The sequence below is a fragment of the Yinghuangia sp. YIM S10712 genome (assembly GCF_051388935.1).
In the GTDB taxonomy this organism is placed as follows: Bacteria; Actinomycetota; Actinomycetes; order Streptomycetales; family Streptomycetaceae; genus Yinghuangia.
The window spans coordinates 1-5,841 of record NZ_JBPKBI010000037.1 but is presented as its reverse complement, the minus strand read 5'-3'; the positions used below and the strand labels follow the sequence as shown (position 1 = coordinate 5,841).

4 protein-coding genes and 1 pseudogene are annotated in these 5,841 nt (G+C 72.4%); 2 read left to right on the top strand and 3 right to left on the bottom strand.

Annotated features, from left to right (window positions below):
- Nucleotides 1–99: 99 nt before the first annotated feature.
- Nucleotides 100–534, top strand: a complete 435-nt coding sequence (locus ACRX5W_RS32145) for a pyridoxamine 5'-phosphate oxidase family protein (RefSeq protein WP_436791925.1) — start codon at nucleotides 100–102, stop codon at nucleotides 532–534.
- Nucleotides 535–633: 99 nt separating this feature from the next.
- Here the strand turns inward: ACRX5W_RS32145 and ACRX5W_RS32140 are convergent, their stop codons facing one another.
- Together ACRX5W_RS32140 and ACRX5W_RS32135 are read right to left on the bottom strand one after the other, a co-directional pair.
- A complete protein-coding gene (locus ACRX5W_RS32140; protein WP_436791924.1) occupies nucleotides 634–3,012 on the bottom strand; it encodes a phosphoketolase family protein in 2,379 nt (792 codons plus the stop codon).
- A gap of 160 nt (nucleotides 3,013–3,172) precedes the next feature.
- Entirely contained in the window at nucleotides 3,173–4,282 is a 1,110-nt protein-coding gene (locus tag ACRX5W_RS32135; protein ID WP_436791923.1) for an acetate/propionate family kinase, read from the bottom strand.
- 176 nt (nucleotides 4,283–4,458) lie between these two features.
- Between ACRX5W_RS32135 and ACRX5W_RS32130 the strand changes: the two genes are divergently transcribed.
- Complete coding sequence (locus ACRX5W_RS32130) at nucleotides 4,459–5,433, top strand: Acg family FMN-binding oxidoreductase (RefSeq protein WP_436791922.1); 975 nt, start codon at nucleotides 4,459–4,461, stop codon at nucleotides 5,431–5,433.
- 80 nt (nucleotides 5,434–5,513) lie between these two features.
- Here ACRX5W_RS32130 and ACRX5W_RS32125 read toward each other — a convergent pair.
- A pseudogene (locus ACRX5W_RS32125) lies at nucleotides 5,514–5,841 on the bottom strand (amidohydrolase family protein); the annotation flags it as partial.

Here is a 5,841-nt window from a genome sequence, read left to right as displayed (position 1 = left end):
TTTCCTCCCCCCCCCCCCCCCCCCGCTGCCGTGCTCTCGACGGCAGGAGGGGCCGTTTGGCCCTGTCGCGCGGCGCGGCGGGCGGGTGAGGATTCCCGCATGCGGAACGAAAGTGCCGGGCCGGGCGTTGCGGGGCCAACTCGCATGGTCGAACTCGGGAGGGACGAAGCGCTCGCGCTGCTCGCGGGGGCGCAGGTCGGGCGGGTCGTGTTCTCGCAGCGCGCGCTGCCGGCGGTCAGGCCGGTCAATTTCGCGGTGCGGGGCACCGATGTCGTCTTCCGGGTCCGCGGCGACTCCTCCTTCGCCGGAGCACTCGACGGCAACGTGGTCGCGTTCGAGGCGGACGAAGTCGACCCCGCGAACCGGTCGGGGTGGAGCGTCGTCGTCACCGGGCTGGCCGAAATCCTCGACAACGGCAGCGAGTACGCGCGGACGCTGGCCGTGGCTCCCGAGCCGTGGGCGCCCGGCGTGCACGACCGAGTGGTTCGCGTCCGTGCGGAACTGGTGACCGGACGCCGCATCGCGCGCACGTAGCGGAGCCCCGCCAAGTCAGCCGTCCCCCGGATTCGGCGCACAGCGACCTGTGGCGCTTCCGCTGTGCCGCCCGGGGGAGGACGCGGCGATGCCCGTCGACTACGCGCCGCCCGGCCACCGCCACTCGCGGATCTCCGGCAGGTCCTCGCCGTGCTCGCGGATCCACGCGTGGTGCCGGGTCCGCTGATCGGTCATCAGCTGCCGTACGTCCGCCGCGTTTCGGCCCAGCGACGGCACGCGGTCGATCACGTCGATGACGCGCTGGTAGCGGTCCATGTCGTTGAGGACCACCATGTCGAACGGCGTCGTCGTCGTGCCGAACTCCTTGTAGCCGCGCACGTGCAGCTCGGAGTGGCCGTGCCGCCGGTAGGTCAGCCGGTGGATCAGCCACGGGTACCCGTGGTACGCGAAGATGACCGGCACGTCGGTGCCGAACAACGCGTCGTAGTCCGCGTCGGACATCCCGTGCGGGTGCTCGGACTGCGGCAGCAGCCGCATCAGGTCGACGACGTTGACCACGCGCACCCGCAGTTCGGGCAGATGGCGACCCAACAGCTCCACAGCGCCCAGGGTTTCGAGCGTCGGCACATCGCCCGCGCACGCCAGCACGACATCCGGCGCGCCTCGGTCGTTCGAGGCGAACTCCCACACGCCGACGCCGCGCGCGCAGTGCAGGCGGGCCGCCTCGATGTCGAGCCAGTTGGGCATGGCCTGTTTCCCGGCGACGACGACGTTGACCAAACCCCGGCTGCGCAAGGTGTGTTCGGCGGTGACCAGCAGCGTGTTGGCGTCCGGCGGGAAGTACACGCGGACGACCTCGGGCCGCTTGTTGACGACGTGGTCGACGAAGCCCGGGTCCTGGTGCGAGAAGCCGTTGTTGTCCTGCCGCCAAACGTGCGACGTCAGAAGGTAGTTGAGTGAGGCGATCGGCGCGCGCCAGTCGATCTTCGCCGACTCGTGCAGCCACTTGGCGTGCTGGTTGAACATCGACGAGACCAGGTGCGTGAAGGCCTCGTACGTCGAGAAGACGCCGTGCCGCCCGGTGAGCAGGTAGCCCTCCAGCCAGCCCTGGCAGGTGTGTTCGGACAGGATCTCCATCACTCGGCCGTCGCCGGCGAGGTGTTGGTCGACGTCGAGGAACGGGCCCTGCCACGCCTTGGGGCTCGCCTCGTACACGGCTCCGAGACGGTTCGACTCGGTCTCGTCCGGCCCGAAGATCCGGAAGTCGCGGCGCGGCGCGCTCGCGGCGGTCACGTCGCGCAGCCACGCGCCGAGCGCCCGCGTGGGCTCGGACAACGTCGTGCCGGGCTCGTCGACCTCGACCGCGTAGCGCCCCACGTCCGGCAACGGCAGCGAGCGCAAGAGAAGGCCGCCGTTCGCCTGCGGCACGGCGCCGAGCCGGGCGTCGCCGGCGGGCACGTTGGCCAGCACGTCGGGAGTGGGCCGCCCTTCCGTGTCGAACAACTCGTCGGGGCGGTACGAACGCAGCCACCGCTCCAGGGCGCGCAGGTGCGCCGGGTTCCCGCGCACCTGCGTCAGCGGCACCTGATGGGAGCGCCACGTGCCCTCGACCTGCTGTCCGTCGACCTCGTGCGGTCCGGTCCAGCCCTTCGGTGTGCGCAGCACGATCATCGGCCAGTGCGGACGGCCCACCTCGCGGCCGCTGCGTGCCGCGGCCTGGATGCGTGCGATCTCGTCGAGCGACTTGTCCAGGGCCCGCGCGAGGGCGGTGTGCACGGCGTCGGGGTCGTCGCCCTCCACATAGGTCGGCACCCAACCGCATCCGGTCAGCAGCGCGTCCAGTTCCTCGCGCGGCAGCCGCGCCAGGATCGCCGGGTTGGCGATCTTCCAGCCGTTGAGGTGCAGGATCGGCAGGACCGCGCCGTCCCACACCGGGCTGAGGAACTTCGTGCCGTGCCAGGACGCGGCCAGCGGGCCGGTCTCCGCCTCGCCGTCGCCGATGATGCACGCGACCACGAGATCCGGGTTGTCGAACGCCGCCCCGAACGCGTGCGACAGGCTGTACCCCAGCTCGCCGCCCTCGTGGATCGAACCGGGCACGACCGGCGCGATGTGGCTCGGCACCCCGCCCGGGAACGAGAACTGCCGGAACAGCGTCCGCATCCCCGCGATGTCGCGCGAGACGTCCGGGTAGCGCTCGCTGTACGTCCCGTCCAGCCACGCGCCCGCGAGCGCCGCCGGACCGCCGTGCCCGGGGCCGGTGACGTGCATCATCGTCGTGCCGCGCTGCCGGATCACGCGGTTGAGGTGCGCGTACACGAGGTTCAGGCCGGGGGAGGTTCCCCAGTGGCCGAGAAGCCGCGGCTTGACGTGCTCGGGCCGCAGGGGCTCGGTGAGCAGCGGATTGTCCATGAGGTAGATCTGGCCGACCGCTAGGTAGTTCGCGGCCCGCCACCACGCGTTCACCGTGCGCAGCTCGGTGACCCGGGTGTCGGTCACCTTGATGAGGTCGGTCATGGCTCTCCTCGAAGTCGCTGGGCGCGCCGAGCGGGCGCCGCGTACGCGGTGTCGTGTGCGACGCTGCCCGGGATGCGACGCGGGACACCAGGGTCGAACGGCCCGGGGCCATGGCCGTTCTTGTGATGTGCCGCTCCCGGCGGCAGGCTCGGCTGCGGGCTCACGGGGCCGCAGCGAGCGTCCTGCGGGTCTCGTCGGCCACCTCGACGTCCTCACGTGCGGTGACCACGAGGGTGCGTACCGCCGCGTTCGGCTCGGAGATGTCCGCGTCGCCGTGTGCCGCCTTGTTGGCGGCGGCGGACACGGCGACACCGAGGAAACCGAGATGCTCGGTGGCCGCCGCCCGGACACCCGAGTCGTGCTCCCCCACGCCGCCGGTGAAGACCAGCACGTCGAGGCCCCCCATCGCGGCGCTCATCGCGGCGATCCGCGTCCGGATCCGGTACGTGTACATCCGTCGAGCCGCGATCGCGGCCGTGTCGCCGCCGTCGGCCGCGTCCCGGATCGCGCGCATGTCGCCGCCGTGACCCGCGAGCGCGGCCAGTCCCGAACGGTGCTCCAACGCGTCGTCGAGGTCGTCGAGGGCCACACCGTCGCGCAACAGCCGCACCAGCAGGCCGGCGTCGACGTCGCCGGGACGCGTCGCCATGACCAGGCCCTCGATCGGCGTGAAACCCATCGTGGTGTCGACCGACACGCCGCCGCGCACGGCACACAGCGAGGCCCCGGCACCCAGATGGCACGTGACGACGCGGGCGACCGCCGGATCAAGTCCGGCGAGGTCCGCGCCCCGGCGTGCCGCGTAGGCGTGCGACAGGCCGTGGAACCCGTACCGCCGAAGTTGCCACTTCTCGCGCCACGCGTGCGGCAGAGCGTACGTCGCGGCCTCGTCCGGGAGCGTGCGGTGGAACGCCGTGTCGAAGCACGCGACCGCGGGCGTCGACGGCAGCGCCTCACGGACCGCGTCGATCGCGGCGAGGGCCCGGCCCTGGTGCAGGGGAGCGAGCGGTGCCAGGGCCGCGATCCGGGCGACCACATCGGGGGTCACCCGCGCCGGGCCGGGGAAGGCGTCGCCGCCGTGTACGACGCGGTGGCCGACCGCGTCGATCCGCCCGGCGCCGCGCACGAACTCGGCGACGGCCGCCGGGGGAATGAAGTCGGAGACGCGGAGACCGGCCCGGCACCGAGCCTCCCCGTCGGGGGTGACAACGGACAGCTTCAGGCTGGACGAGCCGGCGTTGACGACGAGGACGTGTTCGGCAGGCACCATGGACTGCGTCTTCCCACGTCGGCGCCACACCACTCGGGCGTGTCGCACCGGGCCGGGCCCTTCGGCCCCCGGGGCCGGGACCGACGGCCCTACCGTGCCCGGGAGCGCTCCCGGAGTCTGGGCAGCACCGGGCGGTCACCCCGACAGCCGCCTCCGGCCGTCTCAGGAGGTCGACGATGAACAGCGCGCCCCTCACCCCCAAACAGCGCGAGCGCATCCTGCGCGCCGCCACCTCCGCGCCGTCGAAGCACAACACGCAGCCGTGGTGGTTCCGCTGGGACGGCGACGACCTTGAGGTGCACGTCGATCCCGAGCGCGCGCTGCCGCTCGGCGACCCGGACGGCCGCGAGGCGCACATCGCGTGCGGCGCCGCCGCGTTCGCCGCCAGGCTGGGGTACGCCTCGCTCGACCTCGGCACCGAGACCGTCCTGCTTCCGGACCCGGATGAGCCGCTGTACGTCGCCCGGATACGCGTCACCGACGCGGCGCCCGACCCGCGCTTCGCGACCCTGTACTGGAGTCTGCCGAGCCGCCGCACCAACCGCGGGCCGTTCCGCGAGACGCCGATCCCGTCGCTCGTCCTGGAGTATCTGCGCGACGCCGCCCGCGAGGAGGGCACGTGGCTGCGCGTCGTCGAACGCGAGCCGGCGTACGAGCGGCTGCTGACCTTGATCCGCGCGGCGACCGGTCTGGAGGACGAATACCTCCGCGAGGAACGCGCGGCCTGGGTCGGCGCCCCCGACGCGCCGCATCGGCGCGACGGGGTGCCCGCCCGCAGCCTTGGACCGCGGGCGTTGGATGGCACGGGGACCGTACGCGACCTCGCCGTCGGCCGGGACATCCCCGGGCGCGGCAGCACCGCCTTCGAGCGCCGTCCGACCATCGCGGTCCTGGAAACCGGCGGGGACAGCGTCGCGGAGTGGCTCATCGCGGGGCAGGCGCTGCTGCGCGTCCTGGTCACCGGCACGCGCTACGGCATCGCGGCGTCGTTCGCCAACCAGCCGCTGGAGAACCCCGACCTGCGCGACGAAGTCGCCTCCGAGGCACGGCACTACGGCACCGCGCAGATGGTGCTGCGGCTCGGCACGGGCACCGAGGTGCCGCCCACGCCGCGTCGCCCGCTCGCCGACGTGGTCGGCCCGAGGACGTGACGGAACCAAGCACAATGCGATGCGAACTTGCATGCACGAAAGCCGAGTTCCGCTGTCCTGTCCGCTGACGGGTCCGGGCGTCAGCTCTGGGCGACCGCGGCCATGCGGGCGCGGGAGCGGAAGGCCTCCAGCTTCTCGGAGGGGTCGATCACGCGGTGGCTGCGTGACTGGATGCTGATGTCGTGGCCCTCGGCCTGCCTGCGCAGCGCGCCGACGGTGGCTTCCTCGCGGGGGATGTGCTTGAAGGGGTCGAAGGAGTACCAGCGCATGGCGTTCTCGAAGGTGATCTTGTTGATGTCCTCGTCGGGGACGTCGTGGCGCCGGAAGTCCGCCCACAGTTCCTCGGGGGCGTTGGGCCACATCGAGTCGCTGTGCGGGTAGTCGCACTCCCACGTGATGTTGTCGATG